The sequence below is a fragment of the Micromonospora sp. NPDC048063 genome (genome assembly GCF_043202855.1).
Taxonomy (GTDB): Bacteria; Actinomycetota; Actinomycetes; order Mycobacteriales; family Micromonosporaceae; genus Micromonospora.
The window spans coordinates 12,873-36,418 of record NZ_JBIDBG010000030.1; the positions used below are offsets into that span (position 1 = coordinate 12,873).

General features: G+C 76.0%; 8 protein-coding genes. 4 read left to right on the forward strand and 4 right to left on the reverse strand.

What is annotated here, in order from left to right; genetic code table 11:
• Positions 1–198: 198 nt before the first annotated feature.
• The gene (locus tag ACGFZ2_RS33315) at positions 199–960 is read left to right on the forward strand and encodes a thioesterase II family protein (protein WP_393460755.1); all 762 of its coding nucleotides are present in this window, start codon (positions 199–201) and stop codon (positions 958–960) included.
• A gap of 71 nt (positions 961–1,031) precedes the next feature.
• On the opposite strand, the gene ACGFZ2_RS33320 is transcribed toward ACGFZ2_RS33315, so the two are convergent.
• The 3 genes from ACGFZ2_RS33320 to ACGFZ2_RS33330 form a co-directional block, all read right to left on the reverse strand.
• Positions 1,032–1,919 (reverse strand): class I SAM-dependent methyltransferase, encoded by an 888-nt coding sequence (locus ACGFZ2_RS33320; RefSeq protein ID WP_393460758.1) that lies wholly within the window; start codon positions 1,917–1,919, stop codon positions 1,032–1,034.
• Positions 1,920–1,949: 30 nt separating this feature from the next.
• Entirely contained in the window at positions 1,950–3,521 is a 1,572-nt protein-coding gene (locus ACGFZ2_RS33325; protein ID WP_393460761.1) for a bifunctional 3-(3-hydroxy-phenyl)propionate/3-hydroxycinnamic acid hydroxylase, read from the reverse strand.
• Between the two features lie 79 nt (positions 3,522–3,600).
• A complete protein-coding gene (locus tag ACGFZ2_RS33330; RefSeq protein ID WP_393460764.1) occupies positions 3,601–18,564 on the reverse strand; it encodes an SDR family NAD(P)-dependent oxidoreductase in 14,964 nt (4,987 codons plus the stop codon).
• Between the two features lie 226 nt (positions 18,565–18,790).
• On the opposite strand from ACGFZ2_RS33330, the gene ACGFZ2_RS33335 reads away from it, so the two are divergent.
• Together ACGFZ2_RS33335 and ACGFZ2_RS33340 are read left to right on the forward strand one after the other, a co-directional pair.
• Positions 18,791–19,630 carry a hypothetical protein gene (locus tag ACGFZ2_RS33335; protein ID WP_393460767.1) on the forward strand — a complete coding sequence of 280 codons (840 nt, stop codon included), beginning with the start codon at positions 18,791–18,793 and terminating at the stop codon, positions 19,628–19,630.
• Complete coding sequence (locus ACGFZ2_RS33340; RefSeq protein ID WP_393460770.1) at positions 19,611–20,651, forward strand: 3-dehydroquinate synthase family protein; 1,041 nt, start codon at positions 19,611–19,613, stop codon at positions 20,649–20,651. Before ACGFZ2_RS33335 ends, ACGFZ2_RS33340 begins: the two co-directional genes overlap by 20 nt.
• Positions 20,652–20,885: 234 nt before the next feature.
• Here ACGFZ2_RS33340 and ACGFZ2_RS33345 read toward each other — a convergent pair whose 3' ends face one another.
• Positions 20,886–22,076: an ATP-grasp domain-containing protein gene (locus tag ACGFZ2_RS33345; protein WP_393460773.1), complete on the reverse strand. Its 1,191-nt coding sequence runs from the start codon at positions 22,074–22,076 to the stop codon at positions 20,886–20,888.
• Positions 22,077–23,305: 1,229 nt separating this feature from the next.
• Between ACGFZ2_RS33345 and ACGFZ2_RS33350 the strand changes: the two genes are divergently transcribed.
• Positions 23,306–23,546 (forward strand): hypothetical protein (locus ACGFZ2_RS33350; protein WP_393460776.1); only part of this gene is annotated, 241 nt, incomplete at its 3' end.

Genomic DNA, 23,546 nt, shown 5'->3' on the forward strand with positions numbered 1-23,546 from the left:
GGCTCGCTCGGCCGAGAGCCACGAGGATCCCCATCTGCGGGGAGAAGTTATTGGGTGTGCGCGAGCGCGGACAACCCCTAACCAGGCGTCCGGCCAGCTAGGGGTGTCCGGGTGCCGACCGGTCGCACTAGCGTCGCCTCGACCGGGTCTGCGTTCGGCCCGGTCGGGAACTCCAGCCGCCGGGAAGGACCGCCGAGGATGACCACGCCAGATACCGACAACGGCCTGTGGGTGCGACGTTTCCACCCGGCACCGGGCCGCGCCAGGCGGCTGGTGTGCCTGCCCCACGCCGGCGGCTCCGCCAGCTTCTACTTCCCCGTCTCCCGCAGCCTCTCCCCGGGCGTCGAGGTGCTGGCGATCCAGTACCCGGGCCGGCAGGACCGGCGCCACGAGCCGTGCATCGGCGACATCCACCAGCTCGCGCGGGAGGTCTTCACCGTGCTGCGGCCCTGGCTGGACGAGCCGGTGGCCATCTTCGGGCACAGCATGGGCGCCAGCGTCGGTTTCGAGCTGGCCCGGCTGATCGAGCAGGACGGCGGCTCGGCCGCGCACCTGTTCGCCTCCGGCCGCCGCGCGCCGTCGCAGGCGCGGCACGAGACCGTGCACCTGCTCGACGACGAGGGCCTGCTGGCCGACGTCCGGAAGCTGAGCGGCACCAACCCGGCCGTGCTCGGCGACCAGGAGATGCTGCGGGCCGCCCTGCCGGCGATCCGCAGCGACTACCGGGCCGCGGAGACCTACACCTACCGGCCGGGTCCGCCGCTGAGCTGCCCGATCACCGTCTTCACGGGCGACGACGACCCGAAGACGACGGTCGAGGAGGCCCGCGCCTGGTCGACCCACACCACGGGGCAGTTCGACCTGCAGGTCTACCCGGGCGGGCACTTCTTCCTGGCCGAGCACCAGGCGGCGGTCCTGCGGGCCATCTCGACCGCCCTGACCGCGGCGCCGGCCATCTGATCCTCATCGGACGAGGGGCCCGTCCACCGGTTGTCACGACCGGTCGGCGGGCCCCTCGTCCGTGCGGGGTGTCACCGCTTGTGGCCCACCGCGATCACGTAGTCGAGCTGCGCCAGCTCCCGCTTCATCAGGTCCTGGTTCTTCCAGTGCGCGGCCATGCTCTTGCGCACGGCCGGCTTGACGACGGCGCGGAACTCGGGGTCGTTGGTCCGGTCGGCCATGTACGCCCGCCAGCCCTCCCAGGTCTGGTCCTTGATCGAAGTCACCTCCGGGGTGGCGAAGCCGGCCTCGACGAGCTCCTGCCGGTACGTGTCCCGGTCGTGCCAGTTCTCCTTCGGGATGCTGAACTTGACGAAGCTCAGCGGGCCCGACTGGATGGCCGCCCGGACGACGTCGGCGCTGACCGGGATGATGTCGGCCGTGGCCAGCACGCCACCCGGGCGCAGCACCCGCAGCGCCTCGGCGAAGAACGCGCTGCGCGGGTAGAAGTGGAAGGCGGATTCGAGGGCCACGACGCGGTCGAAGGTGTTGTCCTCGAAGGGCAGTTCGGTGGCGCTGCCGAGGCGGAAGTCGGTCCGGTCCGCGAAGCCCTCCTCCTGTGCCCGGCGCTGCGCGGCCTCGACGTGGTGCGGGGTGATGTTGAGGCCGTAGATCTTGGCTACCTGGCGCTCGCGCAGCCACTTTAAGTCCTGGTCGGCGTAGCCGAAGCCGACGTCGAGGATGGTGTCGTCGGGCTTGATCCCGGCGGCGTCGGCCAGCTTGTCGGCCAGCGCCTCGGCCGCCGTGTCGAGGTCGGTGACCCCGTCGGACCAGTAGCCGACGTTCATGTAGTGGGTGCGGCGCGCCGCGAACTCCACGTCGGGCGACTGGATCTCGTAGAAGCGCCGGACCCGGGTGATGGGGTCGGCCGTGAAGACCGTGCGGATCGCCCGACCGGCGATCTTCAGGTTCTCGAACATGTGGTGTTCCTTCCGTGGGTGGTCTCTTGATCAGCCGCGCCGGACCTGCCGACGCAGGTCCTCGATGAGCGCGGGCACACCGGCCGGGTCGGCGGCCGTGCCGAAGACGTAGAAGTCGGGCCGGACGAGCACCGCCACGGCGTCGTACCGCTTGAGGAGAGGCAGGTACACGTCGTCGAGGTCGTACGCGGTCGGCCCGGTGCCCGGTTCCGGGGCGGGGGCACCGGCGGGGAGCATCCGGACGACCCGAACGTCGAAGGAGTCCAGGACGGCCCGGGCGTCCGCGTCGAGCAGGCCGTCGGGGTCCTCGGCGCAGAGCAGGGCGAAGCCGGTGCCGACCACCTCGTCGAAGAGCCCGGCCCGGCCGTCGACCTCGACGCGCCCCTGCGGCATCGGCACGCCGGCGCCGGCGGCGTCGTCGCCCCGGCCGTGCAGGACGCCGCCGGCCAGCGGCTCCAGCAGGGAACGGGTGCGCGGGCGGGCCGTGCGCCGGCGCAGTTCGGCGAGCATGACGGAGTCCCGGCCGGCCGCTGCGGTCCGGTCGGTCTCGCAGATCACCGTGCCCGAGTCCATGGACATCCGGATGGCGTGCTGCACGTGGGCGCAGCGCTCCTCCTGGTAGGTGTCCAGCAGGGTCTCGTCGGCGAGCCCGCGGTGCACCAGGTCGAGCTTCCAGGTGAGGTTGATGGCGTCCCGGAAACCGGAACTCATTCCCTGCCCCATGAACGGCGGCATCACGTGCGCCGCGTCGCCCGCGATCAGGATCCGGCCGGAGCGCCAGCGGTCGGCCGAGCACGCCTGGGTGGTGTAGACGCCGTACCGCTCCAGGGTCGCGTTGTCGGGAGTGATGTCGAAGAGGCCGAGCAGCCGCCAGACGCTCTCGACGCTCTCGAACTCCTCCCGGCTCTCCCCCGGCACCCGCATGAACTCCCACCGGCGGTGCCCGGGGCCGGCCGACACTGCGGTGCGGGGCCGCGCCGGGTCGCAGACCTGGAGGTTGTTCGGCTTGAACTCGCGGGCCTCGTGCGGCACCACGTCGCAGACCAGCCAGTCGTACGTGAAGCCGAGGTCGGTGACGCCGCTGCCCAGGTGCTCCCGGACGAAGCTGTTGGCCCCGTCGCACCCGACCACCCAACGGGCCGCGCGGACCTCCTCGCCGTCCGGCCCGGCGATGGTGACCTCGACCCGGTCGTCGTGCTCGACCAGGCCGGTCACCTGGTACGGGCGCAGCACCGTGACGCCCGGCAGTTCCGCTCCCCGCTCGGCGAGCAGCGCCTCCAGGCCGGGCTGGTAGAAGGAGACCGAGTCGGGCCAGCCCATCGGGCCGTCGCCGGTCACCTTGACGTGCAGCAGGGTCCGCCCGAAGCCGTTCTTGAAGGTGTACTCGCCCGACGACTCCACCACCGGGCCGAGCCGGTCGGCGACCCCGGCGGCGGCCAGGATGCGGCTCGCCTCGCCGTCGTACGACACGGCGCGGGGGAAGTCGTACGGGGTGGCCCACCGCTCGACCGCCGTGACGGTGAGCCCTCGCTGCGCCAGCAGGATCGTGAGCATCTCACCGACCGGGCCGTAGCCCACGATCAGCACGTCGGTCATCAGCATCGGTATCGGTTCCTCGCGGGGTCGGTCGGACACGGTGTCGTGGGGACGGTTTGCGCCGTCCGGGGCGGCCGGACGGCGGTCAGAGGCCGAGTTCGGCGTCGATGAGGTCGAAGATCTCGTCGTCGCTGGCCCGGTCGAGGTCGATGTCGAGGTCGGGGCTGCCGTCCGAGCCGGCGCGCATCGTCCGCCACTTGGCGATGAGCACCTCCAGCCGGGAGCCGATCTGGGCGTGCAGCTCCGGCTCGACGCTGGCTTCGGTCAGCGAGCGTTCCAGGTTCTCCAGGTCCGCGAGGACCGGCGGAACGTCGGGGCCGGTGTCCGGCGCGAGCTGGGCGAGCAGGAACTCGGCCAGCGCGTTCGGGTCCGGGTAGTCGAAGATCAGCGTGGCCGGCAGGCGCATTCCGGTCGCCGTGGTGAGCCGGTTGCGCAGCTCGACGGCGGTCAGCGAGTCGAAGCCGATCTGGCTGAACGCCCGGCCGGGGGCGACCGCCGCGCGGCTGCCGTGCCCGAGCACGCTCGCCGCCTGCTCGCGGACCAGGTCGACCAGCAGGGTGTGCCGGTCGGGACCGGCCAGGGCCGCCAGTTCGTCGGCGAGGGTGCGGCCGCCGGTGGCCGGGGCGGCCGACCGGGCGCTGGGCCGTTCCCGCCGGGTCAGTCCGCGTAGCAGGGCCGGGGGCCGGTCGACCGCGCCGAGGGCGGCGACGTCGATCCTGGTCGGCACCAGCACCGGCTCGGCCGTCCGCAGGCCCGCGTCGAACAGGGCCATGCCCAGGTCGGACGGGATCGCGAGCTGCCCGTCCCGGGCGGTGATCCGGGGGTCGGTGCGGTCCAGCTTGGCGGTCATCTCGCTGGCCTGCTCCCACAGGCCCCAGGCCAGCGACCGGCCCGGCAGCCCCTCGGCGCGGCGCGCCAGCGCGAGCGCGTCGAGGAACGCGTTGGCCGCCGCGTAGTTCGCCTGGCCGGGCACGCCGAAGACGCCGGCGCCGGAGGAGAACAGCACGAAGCCGGCCAGGTCGAGGTGCCGGGTCAGCTCGTGCAGGTGCCACGCGGCGTCGAGCTTCGGCGCGAAGACCGTGTCGAGGCGCTGCGGCGTCAGGGCGGTGACCACCCCGTCGTCGAGCACCCCGGCGAGGTGCACGACCGCGGTCAGCGGGTGCCGCGCCGGCACCGCGTCCAGCACCCCGGCCAGGCTGTCCCGGTCGGAGACGTCGGCCGCCACCACCGTGGCCTCGGCGCCCAGGGCTCGCAGCTCGGCGACCGTCTCGGCCGCGCCCGGGGCCTGCTCGCCCCGGCGGCTGACCAGCAGCAGCCGTCGTACGCCGTGGGTCTCGACCAGTCGCCGGGCGACCAGTTGGCCCAGGGTCCCGGTGCCGCCGGTGAGCAGCACGGTGCCGTCGGGGTCCCACGCCCGGGGCATGGTGAGCACCACCTTGCCGACATGCCGGGCCTGGCTGACGTAGCGGAACGCCTCCGGCGCCTGGCGCACGTCCCACACCTGCGTGGGCAGCGGGGTGAGCGCGCCGCGTTCGAAGAGCCCCAGCAGCACGACGAGCATGCGCTGCACCTCGTCGGGGTCCTCGAGGGTCAGGTCGAAGGCGGTGTAGTCGACGCCCGGGTGGTCGGCGGCGACCCGGGCGGCGTCCCGGATGTCCGTCTTGCCCATCTCGACGAACCGTCCGCCGCGCGGCAGCAGCCGCAGCGAGGCGTCGACGAACTCGCGGGCCAGGGAGTCCAGCACCACGTCGACGCCCCGGCCGCCGGTGGCGTCGGCGAACCGGGTCTCGAAGTCCAGGGTCCGGGACGAGGCCAGGTGGTCCTCGTCGATGCCCATCGCCCGCAGGGCGTCCCACTTGGCGGGGCTGGCGGTGGCGTACACCTCGGCGCCCAGATGCCGGGCGAGCTGCACGGCGGCCATGCCGACGCCGCCGGCCGCCGCGTGCACCAGCACCGACTCGCCCCGGCCGAGCCCGGCCAGGTTGACCAGGCCGTGGTACGCGGTCAGGAAGACCACCGGCACGGAAGCGGCCGCCACGTACGACCAGCCGGCCGGCATCGGGGCCAGCAGCCGGCGGTCGGTGACCGCGACGGGCCCGAAGCAGCCCACGAACACCCCGAACACCCGGTCGCCGGGGCGCAGGTCGGTCACCTCGGCGCCCACCTCGACGACCTCCCCGGCACCCTCGCCGCCGAGCGGCCCCGCGTCGCCCGGGTAGAGGCCGAGCGCGTTGAGCACGTCGCGGAAGTTCAGGCCGGCGGCGTGGACGCGGACGCGGACCTCGCGGGGGCCGAGGACGGCGTCGGCGGCGTCGGTCGGGCTGAGCGTGAGGTTCTCCAGGCTGCCGCGCACCGGCGCGTCCAGCCGCCACGCGGTGGCGGGCGGCGCGGCGAGTTCGCCCGCCGAGCCGGCCCGCGCCAGCCGCGGCACGTACGCGACGCCGCCGCGGACGGCGGCCTGCGGCTCGGCGGCGGCCAGCAGCGCGGCGACCTGGTCGGGGTCGATCCCGTCGGCGTCGACGTCGACGACGACCACCTGGTCCGGGTTCTCCGACTGGGCGGAGCGGACCAGTCCCCACGCCGCCGCGGCGGCCGGGTCGGTGACCTCGCCGGCGCCGTGCACGGCCACCGCGCCGCGGGTCACCAGCAGCAGCCGCGAGGCCGCCCAGCGGGGTTCGGTGAGCCAGCGCCGGACCATGTCGAGGGCCGCGACGGCGGCGCGGCGGGCCGCCTGGGGGGCCGGCTGCGCCGGCTCCGCGTCGAGCGGCACGAGCACGGCCCCGGGCAGGTCCAGTCCCGCGTCGACGGCGGCGGCGAGCCCGTCCAGCCCCGGGTGGAGCGGGAACCCGTCGAGGCCGGGGGCGACCGCCACGGCCGCGACCGGCGCGACCCCGTCGGCCGGCGGCAGGGGCGTCCAGTCGAGGCGGAACAGGGCGTCGCGGGTGGCCCTGTCGTCGGTGACGGCCAGCTCCGCGGCCGAGATCGGCCGCATCGTCAGGGCGGTCACGTCGGCGACCGGGGCGCCGGTCGGGTCGGCGGCGGTCACCGCGATGGCGTACGGCCCGACCTGGGTGAGCCGGACCCGCAGCGCGGTCGCGCCGGTGGCGTACAGGGTGACGCCGTTCCAGGCGAACGGCAGCAGCAGCCGGCCGGCCCCCGCGTCGGCGAGGCCGCCGAAGTGGGCGGCGTGCAGGGCGGCGTCGAGCAGGGCCGGGTGCAGGCCGTAGCGGTCGGCGTCGACCCGCTGGACCGCCGGCAGCTCCACCTCGGCGTAGACCTCGTCGCCGCTGGTCCACACCGCCCGCAGCCCCTGGAACGCCGGCCCGTACGCGTAGCCGTCGGCGGCGAGGGTGGCGTAGAACCCGGTCAGGTCGACGGGGCGGGCGTCGCGCGGCGGCCAGTCGGTGAGCTGCGGCGGTGGGGTGGGCTGGACGGCGGAAAGGGTCGCGCTGGCGTGCCGGGTCCACGGGCTCCCGGCCGGGCCGTCGGCGGGCCGGGAGTGCAGGGTCACCGAGCGGCGCCCGTCGTCGCCGGCCGCCCCGACCGCCACCTGGATCTGGCTGGCGCCGTTGGCGGGCAGGGTCAGCGGGGCCTCGATGACCAGCTCGTCGAGGACGGGGTGGCCGATCTCGTCGCCGACGCGCAGGCAGAGTTCCACCAGGCCGGTGCCGGGCACCAGCACGCTGTCGGTGACCCGGTGGTCGGCGAGCCACGGCTGGACGTCGGTCGACAGCCGCCCGGTGAACAGGTGTCCCCTCGCCTCGGCCAGCGCCACCGACGCCCCGAGCAGCGGATGCCCGGCGGCGTCCAGGCCGGCGGCGCCGACGTCGCCGGGGCCGGCGACGGGCCGGGGCCAGTAGCGGCGGTGGGCGAACGCGTACGTGGGCAGGTCGACCCGCCGGCCGCCGGCCAGCGCGGGCCGCCAGTCGACGGGGACCCCGGCCACGTGCAGCTGGGCCAGGGAGAGCAGGAACCGGTCGTGGCCGCCCTGGTCGCGTTGCACCGAGCCGACCACCACGGTCCCGCCGTCGTGGTCGGCGAGGGTCTCCTCGATGCCGACGGTGAGCACCGGGTGGGGGCTGCACTCGACGTACGTGTCATGGCCCTGGTCGGCCAGCGACCGGACGGCCCGCTCCAGCTCGACCGGCTGCCGCAGGTTGCGGTACCAGTAGTCGGGGCCCATCTCCTCGCCGTCGAGCCAGCGCAGGTCGGTGGTGGAGAACAGCGGCACGGCCGCCGGGCCGGGGGTGATGCCCGCCAGCACCTCGGCCAGATCGTCGCGGATGCGTTCCACGTGCGCCGAGTGGGAGGCGTAGTCCACCGCGATCCGCCGCACCCGGGCCTGCTCGGCGCCCAGTTCGGCGAGGAGTTCCTCCACCGCGGCCGGCTCGCCGGAGACCACCACGGCGGCCGGGCCGTTCACAGCGGCCACCGCGATCCGGTCGCCGAACCGGGCGATCCGCTCGCGGACCGTGTCGGCGGGCAGCGCGACGGAGGCCATCGCCCCGTGCCCGGCCAACGCCCGGATGGCGCGGCTGCGCAGCGCCACGACCCGGGCGGCGTCGGGCAGGGAGAGCACCCCGGCGACGCAGGCGGCGGCGATCTCGCCCTGCGAGTGGCCGACCACGGCGGCGGGCTGGACGCCGTACGAGCGCCACAGCTCGGCGAGCGACACCATCATCGCGAACAGGGCGGGCTGCACCACGTCGACCTCGTCGAGGCCGGGCGCGCCGGGCGCCCGACGCAGCACGTCCAGCAGCGACCAGTCCAGGTACGGCCGCAGGGCCGCCTCGCAGGCCGCCATCCGCTCGGCGAACACCGGGGACTGGTCGAGCAGGTCCAGCCCCATGCCGAGCCACTGGGAGCCCTGGCCGGGGAAGACGAAGACGCACCTGCCGACGGGCCCGACGTCGCCGCGTACCACGGCCGGGTCGGGCCGGCCCTCGGCGAGCGCGTCGAGGGCGGCGGCGATCCGGTCCGGGTCGGCGCCGACGAGCACCGCGCGGGCGTCGAAGGCGCTCCGGCCGGTGGCCAGCGACCAGGCCACGTCGAGGGGGCGCTGGTCGGGTCGCTCGGCGAGGTGGGCCCGCAGCCGGCGGGCCTGCCCGGCCAGCGCCTCCGGGGTACGCGCCGAGAGCAGCCACGGCAGCGCGCGGGGCGTCCCGACGGCGGGCTCCGGCGTCGTCCCGGCCACCGCCTCCGGGGTCGGCCCGACGGGCGGCTGCGGGGCGGACCCGGCGGCCTCCCCGGCCGGCGCCGGGTCGGCGACGGCCTCGACGATCACGTGGGCGTTGGTGCCGCTGATGCCGAACGACGAGACGCCGGCGCGGGCCGGCCGGTCCGCCCGGGGCCACGGGCGGGGCTCGGTGAGCAGTTCCACCGACCCGGCGTCCCAGTCGACCCGCGAGCTGCGGCGCTCGGCGTGCAGCGTGCGGGGCAGCCGGCCGTGCCGCATGGCGAGGACCATCTTCAGCACCCCGGCCACGCCGGCCGCGGCCTGGGTGTGCCCGAGGTTGGACTTGACCGAGCCCAACAGCACCGGCGCGGCGTCGGCCGGGCGCTGCCCGTACGTGGCAAGGATCGCCTCCGCCTCGATGGGGTCGCCCAGCGAGGTGCCGGTGCCGTGCGCCTCCACCACGTCCACGTCGGCGGGGGTCAGCCCGGCGGCGCCCAGCGCGGCCCGGATGACCCGCTCCTGGGACGGCCCGTTCGGGGCGGTCAGCCCGTTGGACGCGCCGTCCTGGTTGACCGCCGAGCCACGGACCACGGCGAGCACCGGGTGGCCCCGGCGGCGGGCCTCGGAGAGGCGTTCCACGACCAGCATCCCGACGCCCTCGGACATGCCGAAGCCGTCGGCGTCCTCGGCGAACGCCTTGCACCGCCCGTCGGCGGCGAGGCCACGCTGACGGCTGAACCCGGTCAGCCCGGCCGGGGTGGACATCACGGACACGCCGCCGGCCAGGGCCAGGTCGCAGTCGCCCTGGCGCAGCGCCTGGACGGCCAGGTGCAGCGCGACCAGCGACGCCGAGCAGGCGGTGTCCACGGTGACCGCCGGCCCCTCCAGCCCGAGCGCGTACGCGACCCGTCCGGACAGGACGCTGCCGGCCGTGCCGGTGAGCAGGTGCCCCTCGTCGGCGGTGACCTCACCGTCGTCGGAGGCGACACCCGGGGCGACCTGGTTGGCGTAGTCCTGGCCGTGCGTGCCGGCGAAGACGCCGGTGCGGCTGCCGCGCAGGGTGACCGGGTCGATGCCGGCGCGTTCCAGCGCCTCCCACGAGGTCTCCAGCAGCAGCCGGTGCTGCGGGTCCATGGCGAGGGCCTCGCGGGGGCTGATGCCGAAGAACTCGGCGTCGAAGTCGGCGACGCCGGTGAGGAACCCGCCGGCCCGCACGTACGTCCGGCCGGGCGTGCCGGGCACCGGGTCGTAGAGGTCGGCCAGCGGCCAGCCCCGGTCGCCGGGCAGGTCGCCGATGACGTCCGCGCCGGCGTCGAGCAGCCGCCACAGCTCCTCGGGGGAGCCGATGCCGCCGGGGAACCGGCAGGCCATGGCGACGACGGCGACCGGCTCGTCCAGGGCGACGGTGGTGGCGTCGGTGACCTCGGCGGCGGCGGTGCCGAGCAGCCGGGCGTGCAGGTGCGCGGCGAGCAGCTCCGGGGTGGGATGATTGAACACGGCGTGCGGGGCGAGCCGGACGCCGGTGACGGCGGTGAGCCGGTTGCTCAGTTCCACCGCCATCAGCGAGTCGAAGCCGAGTTCCTTGAAGGGGCGGCGCGGTTCGACCTGTTCGGGGCCGGTGTGCCCGACCACGGTGGCGCAGCGGGTGCGCACCAGGTCCAGCAGCAGGGCGGCGCGGTCGGGCTCGGCCAGCTCGGCCAACCGGTCGGCGAAGCCACCGGTGGCGGCCGGCGCGGCGGCGGCGTTGACGGCCCGGCGGGGCGGCGGGGGCAGCAGCGCCCGCAGCAGGGCGGGCACCTCGCCGGAGGCCCGGACGGCGGCCAGGTCCAGCCCGATCGGCACCAGCGCCGGCCGGTCGGCGTGCAGCGCGGCGTCGAGCAGCGCCAGGCCGGCGGCCGTGTCCAGGGGGCGGGTGCCGCCCCGGGCGAGCCGGGCCAGGTCGGCCGGGGTGAGCCGGCCGGCCATCCCGTCCTCGGTGGCCCACAGCCCCCACGCGAGGGCGGTCGCCGGCAGGCCGTGCGCGCGGCGGTGCGCGGCGAGCGCGTCGAGGAACGCGTTGCCGGCCGCGTAGTTGCCCTGGCCGGGGCTGCCGAAGACGGCCGCGGCCGAGGAGAACAGCACGAACGCGGCCAGGTCCAGCTCGGCGGTCAGCTCGTGCAGGTGCCACGCCCCGTGCACCTTGGACCGCAGGGCCCGCTCCCAGCGGGCCGGGTCGAGGTCGGTGAGCAGCGCGTCGTCGGTGGCCCCGGCGGCGTGCACCACGGCGACCAGCCGGTCGGCCAGCGCTGCGACGACCTCGGCGAGGGCCGCCCGGTCCGCCACGTCGACCGCGACCACCCGGACGGTGACGCCGGCGTCGGCCAGGTCGGTGGTCCAGTCGGCGGCCCGGCCCGTGCGGCTGAGCAGGACCAGCTCAGCGACGCCGTGCACGGTGGCGAGGTGGGCGGCGACGTGCCGGCCGATCCCGCCCGTGCCGCCGGTCACCAGCACGGTGCCGCCGGCCAGCGCCGGGGCCGGCGTGCCGACCGGCGGGTGCTCGACCGGGCGGAGCCGGGGCAGCAACGCCCGGCCGTCGCGGACCGCGACCTCGGGCTGGTCGGCGGCGACGGCCAGCGCCGCCCGGACGGTGGCGTCGTCGGTGGCGTCGAGGCTGAGCAGCAGGAACCGGTCCGGGTGCTCGGCCTGGGCGACCCGGACCAGCCCGGCCACCGGGGCGTGCACCGGGTCGCCGTCGCGGACGGCCACGGCCAGCCGGGTGGTCTCCGCGCGGGGGTCGGCCAGCCAGCGCTGGAGCACGTCGAGGACGGCGAGGCCGACGGCGTGCGCCCGGTCGGGCACCGGGCCGCCCGGCTCGCCGTCGCCGACGCGCAGCACCAGCAGCGGCGGCAGCGGCCCGTCCGGGGGCGTGTCGTCGGCGAGCGTCCAGGAGGGCGCCGGCGTCGCCGGGAACGCCGCCGGCAGCCAGTCGACGGCGTACAGCCCGGCGGGGGCGGGCGCGGGCGCCGGCGCGTCGGCGGGCGGCAGCGCCACGGACCGCAGCACGACCCGGTCCGCGTCGAGCACGGGCGCGCCCGCGTCGTCGACGGCGCTCAGCGTCACCGCGTCCGCCCCGGCGGGGGCCAGGCTGACGCGCAGCGCGTGCGCGCCGGTGGCGTGGACGCGCACGCCCGTCCAGTCGGCGGGCACCAGCCGGACGGTGGGCGCGGCGTCGGGGTCGGCGGTGGGCGCGGCGTCATCGGTGGGCGCGGGGTCGGAGGTGGGCGCGGCGTCGGGGGTGGGCGAGGTGTCGGTGCCGAGCGCGAAGTCGGCGAGCGGGAGCAGGCGCAGGGCCGCGTCCAGCACCAGCGGGTGCACGCCGTACCGCTCGGCGTCCGGATCCCGCGCGTCCTCGGGCAGGCGTACGTCGACGAAGAGCCGGTCGGCGGCGACCCACGCGGCCCGGGCCAGCTCCCCTGCGACCGCCCGGCGCTGCGGGGTGGTCAGGTCCACCGGCCGGGCCCCGGCGGGCGGCCAGGCCGGGGCGTGGACGCTGTGCCCGCTATCGGAATCGACCGGGGCGAGCACCGCCTCGGCGACCTCCCGCCACGGCTGCCCGTCGCCGGGCCGGACGTGGCAGCGCGCCGTCCGGCGCCCGTGCTCGTCGGGCGCGGAGACGACGACCTGTACCTCGACGGTCAGCTCGGCGGGCAGCGGCACCGGCTCGGAGACACACAGCCGCTCCACGGCCGGGGTGCCGAGCTGCTCGCCGAGATGGGTGAGCATGTCCAGCAGCGCGGTGGCGGGCAGCAGCGCCGGCGCACCGTCGCCGGGGGCGGCCAGCCACGGCTGGGTGGCCGCGGAGACCTGGCCGGTGCAGACCACCTGCCCGGTGCCGGCGACCGGCAGCACCGCGCCGAGCAGCGGGTGCCCGGCGTCGGCCAGCCCGATGCCGGCCGGGCCGCCGGCCGCTGCCCCGGCGGGCAGCCAGTAGTGCCGGCGCTGGAAGGCGTACGTGGGCAGGTCGACCGGGCGGTGCGGGCCGGGTCCGGCGAGGGCGGCGCGGTCCACGGCGACGCCCCGCACGTGCAGCCGCGCCACGGCGGCGAGCAGCGCCGCCGGCTCGTCGGCGCCGCCCCGCACGGCGGGCACGAAGGCCAGCTCGTCGGACTCGGCGGCGAGGCAGTCCTGGGCCATCGCGGTGAGCACGCCGGCCGGGCCGAGTTCCAGGAAGGTGGTGACCCCCTGCAGGTGCAGGGCCCGCACGCCGTCGTGGAAGCGGACGGTGCCCCGCACGTGCGCCACCCAGTAGTCGGGCGAGCAGAGCCGGGCCGGGTCGACGGGGTGGCCGGTCAGGTTGGACACCACCGGCAGGTGCGGGGTGCGGTACGTGAGACCGGCCGCCACCTCGCGGAACGCGTCGAGCATCGGCTCCATGCGCGGCGAGTGGAACGCGTGCGACACCCGTAGCCGGCTGGTCCGCCGCCCGGCGGCGCGCAGGGTGGCCGCAACGGCCAGTACGGCGTCGGTGTCGCCGGAGACGACCACGCTGGTCGGGCCGTTGACGGCGGCGAGACCGACCCGGTCGGTCAGGTGGGCGGCGACCTCGGCCTCGTCGGCCTCGACGGCGACCATCGCCCCCCCGGCGGGCAACTGCTGCATGAGCCGGGCCCGGGCGGCGACGAGCGCCGCCGCGTCGGCGAGCGGGAACACCCCGGCCACGTGCGCGGCGGCCAGCTCGCCGACGGAGTGCCCGAGCACCGCGTCGGGGCGTACGCCCCAGGACTCCAGCAGGCGGTAGAGGGCCACCTCGAAGGCGAACAGCCCCGGCTGGGTGTAGAGGGTCTGGTCGAGCTGCTCGGCCAGGTCGCTGCCCTCGGGGGCGAACACCACGTCCGCGACGGGGTGCGGGGCGTGGCCGGCGAGGCAGCGGTCGAGTTCGGCGCAGGCGGCGTCGAACGCGTCGGCGAAGACGGGGTACGCCGCGTGCAGCTCGCGGCCCATGCCGGGACGCTGGCCGCCCTGCCCGCCGAAGAGCAGGCCGAGCTGGCCGTCGACGACCCGGCCGGTCAGCAGCGCCGGGACGTCCGGGTCCGGCTCGCCCCGGGTCAACGCGGTCAGCCCGGCGCGGGCGGCGGCCGGATCACCGGCCAGCACGACCGCCCGGTGCTCCAGGGCGGCACGGGTGGTGGCGAGCGCGTGCCCGACATCGGCCGGGTCGGCGTCCGCCCCGGGCCCGTCGAGCCAGGTCAGCAGGCGGGCCGCCTGGTCCCGCAGCGCCTCGCCGGAGGCGGCGGCGAGCAGCCACGGCACGGGCGTCCGCCGGCCGTCGGTGGGCTCGGTCCGCGGCTGCGGCCCGTCGGTCGCCGGGTCGGCAGTGGGGGCCTCGACGATGACGTGGGCGTTGGTGCCGCTGATCCCGAACGACGAGACGCCGGCCCGGCGGGGCCGCCGCACGTCGGGCCACGGGCGGGCCTCGGTGAGCACCTCGACCGCGCCGGCGGACCAGTCCACCTCGGACGTCGGGGCGTCCACGTGCAGGGTGCGGGGCATCGTCCCGTGCCGCATGGCGAGCACCATCTTGATCACCCCGGCGGCGCCGGCGGCGGCCTGGGTGTGACCGAGGTTGGACTTCAGCGAGCCCAGCCGCAGCGGCTCGGCGTCGCCGCGGCCCGCGCCGTACGTGGCGAGCAGCGCCTGCGCCTCGATCGGATCGCCGAGCCGGGTGCCCGTGCCGTGCGCCTCGACGACGTCCACGTCGGCGGCGGCGAGGCCGGCGACGGCCAGCGCCCGCCGGATGACCCGCTCCTGGGCGGGGCCGTTGGGGGCGGTGAGCCCGTTGGACGCGCCGTCCTGGTTGACGGCCGAGCCGCGCAGCACGGCGAGGACGGGGTGCCCACGCCGGCGGGCGTCGGAGAGCCGTTCCAGCAGCAGCACGGCGACGCCCTCGGACCAGCCGGTACCGTCGGCGCCCTCGGCGAACGCCTTGCACCGGCCGTCCGGGGCGAGCCCACGCTGCCGGCTGAACTCGACGAACGCCTGCGGGGTGCCCATCACGGCCACGCCGCCGGCCACCGCGAGGGAGCAGTCCCCGGCGCGCAGCGCCTGGGCGGCCAGGTGCAGCGCCACCAGCGACGACGAGCACGCCGTGTCGACGGTGACCGCCGGCCCCTCCAGCCCCAGCGCGTACGCGACCCGGCCGGAGACGACGCTGCCGGCGGTGCCGACGCCGAGGTAGCCCTCGGTGCCGGGCGGCGCCTGGCGCAGGTTCGCGGCGTAGTCGTGGTGCATGACGCCGGTGAAGACGCCGGTGGCGCTGCCGCGCAGCGAGGTCGGGTCGATGCCGGCCCGCTCGAACAGCTCCCAGGACGTCTCCAGCAGCAGCCGCTGCTGCGGATCCATGGCCAGCGCCTCGCGGGGGCTGATCGCGAAGAGGGTGGCGTCGAAGTCGGCGGCGTCGGTGAGGAAACCGCCCACCCGGACGTACGAGGTGCCGGGGCGGTCGGGGTCGTCGGAGAACAGGTGCGCCAGGTCCCAGCCCCGGTCGGCGGGGAACTCCGTGAGCCCCTCCCGGCCCTGGTCGACCAGCTCCCACAGCTCCTCGGGGGAGCTGACGCCGCCGGGGAGCCGGCAGGCCATGGCGACGACGACCACCGGGTCGTCCACCGTGGACGCCGGCGCGGGCCGGTCGGGCACCGCGCCGGGCTCCGGGGTGGCGCCGCGCAGCCGGGCGGCGAGGTGTCGGGCGAGGGCGTCCGGGCTGGGCTGGTCGAACGCGGCCGTCGCGGAGAGCCGTACCCCGGTGGCCCGGGCCAGCCGGTCGCGCAGGGCGACCGCGCTAACCGACGTGAAGCCGAGTTCCTTGAAGGCCCGGCCCGGGCGGACCGCGGCCGGCCCGGGCAGGTTGGCCACCTCGGCGGTGGCGGCGCGGACCAGGTCGAGCAGGATCCGGTCGCCCTCGGCGGTCGTCAGCCCGGCCAGCCGGCGGCGCAGCTCGGCCGCCTCCCGGTCGTCGGCGACGTCGCGGTCGGCCCCGACGGGCGTACGCCAGGCGGGGTGCGCGGCGTCGGCGTGGCCCGCCGGTCGGGCGAGCAGCACCAGCTCGTCGCCGTCGTGGGCCACGTCGAACGCGGCGAGGTCGGCGCGCACCTCCGCCGGCAGGTCGCCGGTCGTCTCCCCGGCCGTGGCCGGCGTGGCCGGCTCCCGGTCGGCGCGCGCGGTCGTGCCGACGAGCCGGGCCGGAAGGCCGGCGGCCCGGCGGTGGGCGGCCAGGGCGTGCAGGGCGCCGACGGCCGACGCCGCCCGCTCCCGGTCGGCGGCGCCGAGCAGCAGCGCGGACGGGGCCAGGACGGTGAACGCGGCGGCCGGGTGCCGGGCGGCGTCGCCCAGCGTCCCGGCGAGGCCGAGCAGCCGGTCGACGGCGTCGTCGTCGGCCAGGTCGCCCTCGGCCAGGCAGAGGAAGACCGCCCCGGCCGGCTCGTCGCCCGCCTGGTCGGCGGGCAGTGCGACGGCCTCGGCGCCGGCGGCGGTGAGCTCGGCGGCCAGGTCGGCCAGCGCGGGCGCGGCCGTGGCGCCCGTGTGCGGCAGCCGCAGCCGGCGGACGCCGTACGCGGCGACGAGGTGTCGGGCCAGCGCCGCGCCGGTCGGCCCGTCGGCGCCGGTGACCACGGCCGGGTGGGCCGGGTCGACCACCACGGCCGGCCGCGCCGGCATGGTCGCGGGGGCGGGCGCGAGGACCGCGTGCCGGGCGGTCCCGGCACGGAGCGCGACCTGCGCGGCGCCGGCGTCCACCGCGGCGGGCAGCAGGGCGATCGAGGCCGCGTCGGCGTCGTGGTCGACCAGCACGATCCGGTCCGGGTGCGCGGCCTGGAGGCAGCGTCCGAGGGCCTGCACCGCGCCCGCCGCCGGGTCGGTCCCGGCGGTCGTGCTGGCCGCGTCGACGGATTCGCCGGTCTCGGCGGACGCCGAGGTGGCGTCGCCGGGCCCGGCGGTCAGCAGCACCAGCCGGGTGCCGGCGAAGCGGTCGTCGTCGAGCCAGCCACGCAGCCGGTCGGCGAGGTCCGCCGGGACGGCGTCGGCCGGGTCGACCGCCAGCACCGTCACGTCGGGTACGTCCGGGGCCCCACGCAGGGCGGCGAGGTCCGGGTGGGACCGGAACCTGTCCCCCGTCGACGCCGCGCGCAGCGCCTCCACCAGTGCCGCGCCGGTGGGCCCGACGACCGCCCAGCGGCGGGCCGGGGCGGCGGCGGTCAGGGCCGCCGTCGGCACGGGCGCCTCGACCGGCGGTACGGCGGTCAGGTCCAGCGGTTGCCAGGCGAGCCGGCTCAGCGTCTCGTGGTGGCTGCCGTTGACGGCGCGCAGCCGGGCCGGCCGGTCGAGCAGCAGCCGGCGGGTGACCTTGCCGGAGGCGGTGCGGGGCACCCGCGCGATCTCGTACAGCTCCTCGGGGACCTTGTGGTAGGAGAGCTTCTCCCGGCAGGCCGCGTACCCGGCGCGCGGGTCGAAACCCTCCGGCCCGGGCACCACGAACGCCACCGGCACCTCACCGAGCACGTCGTGCGGCCGGCCGGTCACCGCCACGTCGGCGACGCCGGGCACCGCGCGCAGCGCCTCCTCCACCTCGGCGGGGTGGATCTTCTCGCCGCCCCGGATGATCAACTCCTGGTGCCGCCCGGTGACGAAGATGTTGCCGTCGGCGTCGCGCCGGGCCAGGTCGCCGGTGCGGTACCAGCCGTCGCGCAAGGCGGCGGCGGTGAGTTCCGGCAGGCCGTGGTAGCCGAGCATGAGGCTCGGCCCGCGCACCCAGACCTCGCCCTCGGCGCCGGCCGGCACGTCCAGGCCGGTCTGCGGGCTGACCAGGCGCACGTCGACGCCCGGCACCGCGAGCCCGCAGGAGCCCTCGACGCGGGGCCGATCCGGCCGGGTGACGGCGATCGAGCCGCAGGTCTCCGTGCTGCCGTACGCGTCGAGCAGCGGCGCGTCGAAGACCTCCTCGAACGCCCGCCGCAGCGCGCCGGTGGTGATCGCCCCGCCGACCAGGCAGACCCGCAGGGCCGGGGCGCGGAAGCCGGTCTCCCGGGCGGCGGTGACCAGGTGGTGGTACATGGCCGGCACGCCGGCCAGCACGGTGGCCTCGTCCTCGTCGACCGCGCGCAGCACGTCGTCGGCGGAGAAGCCGTCGACGAGCCGGGCCGTGGCGCCGACCGCGGTCACGCTGAGCACGCACCCGATGTGGGAGAGGCTGTGGAACAGCGGGAGCGGCCAGACCACCCGGTCGGCGGCGGTGAGCCCGGGGATCGGCACGTAGCAGGAGGCGACCGACCAGAGGCAGGTGCGCTGGGTGGAGAGCACGCCCTTGGGCCGGCCGGTGGTGCCGGAGGTGTAGAGCATCCAGGCGACCTCGTCGAGGCCCAGGTCGTCGCGGGCGGCCACACCGGGCTCGGTGTCGACCAGCGCGTTCCAGGCGGTGACCCCGGCGGGCACCGGACCGTCCCCGGTGACCACCACCCGCAGACCCGGCCGCTCGGCGCGCAACCGCAGCACCTGGTCGAGGTGTTCCGGGTCGGTGACCACCAGCACCGCGCCGGAGTCGTCCAGCAGGTGGGCCAGTTCCGCATCCGTGCTGCGCGGGTTCAGCGGTACGCCGACTGCCGCCGCCCGCGTGACGGCCAGCCAGGTCTCCACCGTCTCCACGCGGTTGCCGAGGCAGAAGGCCACCCGGTCGCCCCGCCCGACGCCCGACGCCGCGAGGTGCCCGGCCAGTCGGCGGGTCCGCGCGTGGAGGTCGGCGTACCCGACCGCCCTGCGGTCGTCGCGGAACGCGACCTTGTCGCCGAACCTGGCGGCGTGGGCCGCGAGCAGGTCGGGCAACGGCTGGATCAGGTCGCTCCGCAGCATGTCACCACATTCCGTCCGTCGGCGAGACTCCCTCGTCCGCGGCCTGGACTCGCTCGCCGTAACGGCCCAAGTCTTCCCAGCGCCCGGCCGGCAACCTACCCCTGTCACCCCCTAAGTCGTCCCCAGATCCGGCCGCCGATCCGATGGCGGGACGCGCCGCAGGCCGATGATGGGGCGACCCCCGCAGGCCGTCGAGCCCCGTGCTCCACCCGCCCCGTCAGCCGAGGTGCCGTCGTTGGAACGCTGCTGGTTGTTCGCCCGCCTGGCCGTGCCGGCCGACGGACGCCCGGACGCGCGGGTGCCCGAGTTGGTCGGCACGGTCCTCACCGACCTCGTCACCGCCACCCGCCGCGCCGACCCGGGCACGGACTGGTTCTTCGACCTGCTTGACACGTCCACCGGGCGGTGGCTCAGCCTCGGCTTCCACGCCGCCCCGGCCGCGCTCGACGCGGTCCGGGCGCGGCTGCTCACGTACGACCCGCGGGTGTCCTTCGCGCCGGCCCCGAACGCGGTGCGGGACGCCGCCCGGGGCGGCCCGCTCGCGTCCGCCGGCAGCGACCTGGCCCTGGCCCTGCTCGGCGGGGACGCTCCCTGGCTGGCCGGCGTCGAGCTGCCGCTGGCCGTGGCGCACCTGCGACACCTGACCGGGCTGGTGCCGGCGGCCGACCGGCTGGCGTTCCTCTTCCTGCACTGGCAGGACCGCAGCCAGCGGCTCACCGGGGCGCAACGGCGGGACCTGGCCGCGCAGGCGGACGCCGAGGCGGAGAAGATCGTCCTGGCGGCCGGGGACCTGCCGCTGGGCGGGGAGATCGCCGTCGCGTGGCAGCTCTACCTGGACCGGGTGGCCCACGTGGTCGGCCGGGAGCACCCGGCAGCGCCGCGCGGCTTCCTGCTGGCGCACCACGCGCAACTCACCCACGAACGCTGGGGTATCGGGCCGGACGTCGACTCGCTGGCGGCGCTGGCGCTGCGCCTGTCGATGGTCCGCGACCGCCCCGCCGCCCCCGCACCGGCCCCGATCCCGCAGCAGAGGAGACAGCAACCGCATGCACGCGTCCGCGCCTGACCGTCCCGGCCCCGCCGACCCGGCCCGGATCGAGGTGGCGCTCGGCGAGCGCGCGTACCCGGTGCTGATCGGCCCCGGCGTGCGTCACCGGCTGCCGGCGGAGGTGGCGCGGGTCGGCGCGCGGCGGGTCGTGGTGGTCTCGGCCCGACCGCCGGAGTGGACCCCCGACCCGGGGGTGCCGCACCGGGTGGTGCCGGCCCGCGACGGCGAGCACGACAAGAACCTGGCCACGGTGGAGCAGCTCTGCCGGGCGTTCGCCGGCTTCGGGCTGACCCGCGCCGACGCGGTGGTCTCCTGCGGTGGCGGCACCACCACGGACGTGGTCGGGCTGGCCGCCGGGCTCTACCACCGGGGTGTCGCGGTGATCCACCTGCCGACCTCGCTGCTCGCCCAGGTGGACGCCAGCGTCGGCGGGAAGACGGCGGTCAACCTGCCGGAGGGCAAGAACCTCGTCGGGGTGTACTGGCAGCCCCGGGCGGTGCTCTGCGACACCGAGCACCTGGGCACGCTGCCGGAGCGGGAGTGGCGCAACGGGTACGGGGAGATCGCCCGGGCGCACTTCATCGGCGCCGGCGAGCTGCGCGACCGGCCCGTGGCGGAGCAGATCGCCGCCTGCGTCGCGCTCAAGGCGTCGGTAGTGGCTGCCGACGAACGCGACTCCGGGCTGCGGCACATCCTCAACTACGGACACACGCTGGGGCACGCGCTGGAGCGGGCCACCGACTTCCGGCTGCGACACGGCGAGGCGGTCGGCGTCGGCACGGTCTTCGCGGGCCGGCTGGCCGGCGTCCTCGGCCGCATCCCACCCGCCCGGGTGGCCGAGCACCGGGACGTGGTGGCGGACTACGGCCTGGACACGACGCTGCCGGCCGGCGTCGACCACGACGAGTTGCTCGCGCTGATGCGGCGGGACAAGAAGGCCACGTCCGGCCTGTCGTTCGTGCTCGACGGCCCGGCCGGCCCCGAGCTGGTCGCCGACGTCCCCGAGCCCGCCGTCCGCGCCGCCCTCACCGGCATGTGACGGCCTACCGGCCGCTGCCCCACGCCCGCCCACCCACCGTCGCGAGGACATGGGCTGCCGCGTCGGCGACGCGGTCGGCTTCAACAGCCGTCAGCGCGGGGTCGGTCCGACGTGTCGCGACAGCTCGTTCCAGCGCCGACAGCGGATCGCCCCCGAACCAGGACGGCCGGTCGTACCGGGTCAGGGTGGGTGACGGTGCCCCCGGGCCGCCTGCACGGCCCGGGGGGTGACGCGTCAACTGCCCAGCGCCCGCTGGATCTGCGCGACCAGCACTCCGCAGGCGTACCGGTCCGAGGCGCCGACCATGCCGACGATGGTCGCCGGCTGCGGGCCGTTGTCCGTCTCCGCCGGGTCGTGGTGCATGAACACGATCAGTTCCCCGCGATCGATGAACGGGGCGAGGATCGGCTCGGCGTCGACACCGGGCGCGAGCGAGAAGAACGTGGTCATGGCGCAGGGGTGTTGACCCAGCAGCGAGCTGCGGTGCAGCACGGATGCGGTGGCTCCGCTGACCCGGAAGTTCGGGTCGATGACCCGCAGTTGGCCGTCCCGGCTGATGCCGGCGTCGAACGCGCAGTATCCCCGGTATCCGAGCGCACTGGCCTTCCGGACCCCTACCGTAAGCGCTTCGACGAGTTCCGCCGGCGGCTGGTCGTCGTCCATCACACAACCGACCCACGTCGAGGTGGGCTGCGGCAGGTGTACGGACGCGCCGAAGTAATGCACCGATCCGCTTTCCGTCACGCCGAACTGGAGTCCCCAGATCGTCCGGAAGGGCACCTCCTCCTCGACGATCCACCGATCGCTCACCTGTTCCAGTTGGTTGAACAGTGACCGGTTCAACCGGTCCTGCAACCGCCTGGTGAAGATGGCGATTCCGCTGTACACCTCGACACCGGCCGGTTTCACGACGGCCGGTCGACGGTCCTGCTGCACGATCCGTCGCACCTCGGCGGGAGTGGCGACCTGGCGACGGGGCAGATATTCCGGTGCGATCAGTGTTTCCAGCACGGTCTTGTTGTTGAGGCGGGCCAGCAGATCCGGCGACACCCGGGCTCGCGCCTCCCGGAGCTGTGGATCGTGCGGAGGGAATTGGAACTCCAGCACTTCGCCCCGATCGGCGGCTTCCCGGGCGAGCTGCATCGCCTGCGCGCCGGAGCGGAATTCGCGCAGATCAGTCGGCGTCTTGAGACCACACCGACTGAGCAGGCGCAGTGATTTCTCCGCACTCGATCCGGCGCTGCAGATGACCGCCGCCTGCTGCGGCAGCGTCAGGTGAAGTCCGGTGATCATGTCCAGGCCGTTGTACAGGGCGGAGCCCGCGCCGGCGAGATAGCGGCTGCCGGCGGTCGCCACCGGATCCGGTGGTCGGGCGAGCACCACTCCATCCGGAGCGAACACCTGTACCTGGATAGGCGCATCCATGGAATCTCCTGACATGCCGGCCCACGCGGGGCCTCGGGGTGGCACGAAGTCCGGGTGCGCCACGACCACGAACAGCGGAGGACGTGGACGTTGTGGGCTCCCGGGTCGGGGTGAGGCCGCTCGGCCACGAGAGTCGGGCGTGCCGCGTGCACCGGCCGGACGGGTCTCAGGCTGGACCGGCCAGGTAGCGGACTGGCTTGTGGTCAGCGCTGCGTTGGCGAGGTGCACACCATCAGGCGGTGTCTGAAATGCCAGTCACCGACTGGGTCATGATCGAGAAAGCATAGTCAGATCTCATTGCCCCGGGATGGGCCGGTCAGCCGAGCACGGACTGCCCTTTTCGCCGCCGGAATCGCCGATGCTCCGAGCGGGACCCTCGTCCGAGGGCTGACCGAATAGCTGCATTCGGAAGGACCACGGGATCATGAGCAGTCGCAACCGGACGATCGCAACCAACCGTTCCGGGCGGCGTCGACGATCCACGGTGGACGGACGCCGCGGCGGACCATTCCGCCGACAAACCACGACTGGTCCACACTGACCAGCTCAAATGGCCGACTCGACGGCACCGAGACCGCACCCGTGCCGATGCCGGCCGTCACGCGGAACGGGCCCCGGCCAACCCCGGCCGCGATCTCCGGCCGAGGCACTAGGGGTCGACGGGACGTAGCTCTAGGGGTGTACTCCCCTCCACGGGGCTTCGTAGGGTCGGGCCCCATTGGTTCGTCGTTCCCTTTCACCGCAACGAATGGGGACGATCGTGGGTGCGCGGCGCCCTGACGGACGGGAGGCGCGGGTGACCGGATCGGACACCGACCTGCTCCCGCCGATCGGCGACGTGGTCACGGTCCGGGATCCGGGCGGTGGTCACGCGCTGACCGCACGGCTGTTCCCACGCCACGGCCACACCTCCGGCCGTCCGGCACGCGAACCGGCCCGGATGTCGCGCCGGTCGGGATCCGCCCGACGGGCGGCACCGAGGCCACGACCGACCGGCAGAGCCGGTACGGTCGCCGAACCGTCCCCACGAGCCGCGAATCACCTGCGGTACGGCGGGTTGCGCGCCGACGGGAACGCGCCTGGGGCGTCCCCGTGAGCGGTACCGGCATCCCACGCCGCCCCGCACCTGCGTGTCACACCATGCCGTCCGGCGTACGGCACATCGGCTGACCGGCCACTCCGGCCAGGTGCTTTCCGGTCGCCCCCCTTTCAATCGGAGGTTCAAGCTCATGTCTGTCGGGTTCGAGCGTGCTCACGCCGTGGCCGGTGCGGTGGACGCCGAGGCCCTGGAGCTGGTGGGTGACCTGCGTCGGCCGGCGGTGTGGCCGGCTCGGGCGGCGTCGGTGTTCCGGGCGCTGTCCCCGTCGTTGCCTGTCGGGGCGGCCGGTGAGGTGGTGGTGGCGGGGCTCGTGGCGGTTCTGGCGCGGTGGACCGGTCAGGGCGAGGTGGTGGTGGGCCTGTCGTCGGGTG